Here is an 847-nt window from a genome sequence, read left to right as displayed (position 1 = left end):
ATATTAAAAATATACCTAATTTTAGGTATATTTTATAAATATCAAGAGTTTTCGACAAAATTAAAGGTATATTTTATAAATATCAAGAGTTTTCGACAAAATTAAAGGTTAATTTACTATTTTTTCTAATATATTCTGGAATGTTATCTAATTCTATAACACCCAGTTTATTTTCAATTACAGGTCTTTTTTTGGTTGATTTTGTTTTATTAAAACCAGTAAAAACAGTTGAAAATATACTATGTTTTTTTATTTTATTTTTTCCTGTTTTCTTTTCATTTCACATTTTTAAATAAGTTCCATCAATTTGAATATATAAAGTATGTGGTACCTTTATTTTTTTATCAGTTTTGTTAATAAAATATTCTTTATCAATTTGTGCATTTTTCATAATATTTGAAATTGTTTTTATACAAATTTTTATATGTTCCATAGTATCTAAAATATCTTTATATCTTTTGTTCTCAGTAATAAATGATAATATTTTTTCTTTAACAGAATTATCTATTCTTTGTCATTTTTTAATTCCTAAAAGTTTATCCAAAAGAAAAATATATTCTTCTTTACCTGTTTCTGGATTAATTTTATAATATTTTCTTCTTTTAAAAGTTATTTTTCCATTTAAAATAGTTAATGTTCTTGGTTTTATTTCTTTTACTTTATAATCTTTAAATTCTTTTAAAGTTTCATCAATTTTATAATTTTTAAAAATTCATTCTTCACTATTTTCTAAATTTTGTCTTTAATTTTGTCGAAAACTCTTGATATTTATAAAATATACCTAAAATTAGGTATATTTTTAATATATGGAGGTAAATAATTAATGAAAAAAGTAATTACAGAATAA

Annotated in this window: 1 protein-coding gene; it reads right to left on the bottom strand. The window is 18.3% G+C overall.

What is annotated here, in order from left to right; translation table 4 throughout:
* Positions 1-73: 73 nt before the first annotated feature.
* Entirely contained in the window at positions 74-682 is a 609-nt protein-coding gene (locus EHV01_RS06135) for a UPF0236 family transposase-like protein (protein ID WP_422066689.1), read from the bottom strand.
* Between the last annotated feature and the right edge of the window lie 165 nt (positions 683-847).

This window comes from Spiroplasma sp. hy2 (assembly GCF_044714365.1).
Taxonomy (GTDB): domain Bacteria; phylum Bacillota_I; class Bacilli_A; order Mycoplasmatales; family Mycoplasmataceae; genus Spiroplasma; species Spiroplasma phoeniceum.
This window is presented reverse-complemented; position numbering and strand designations above follow the sequence as displayed.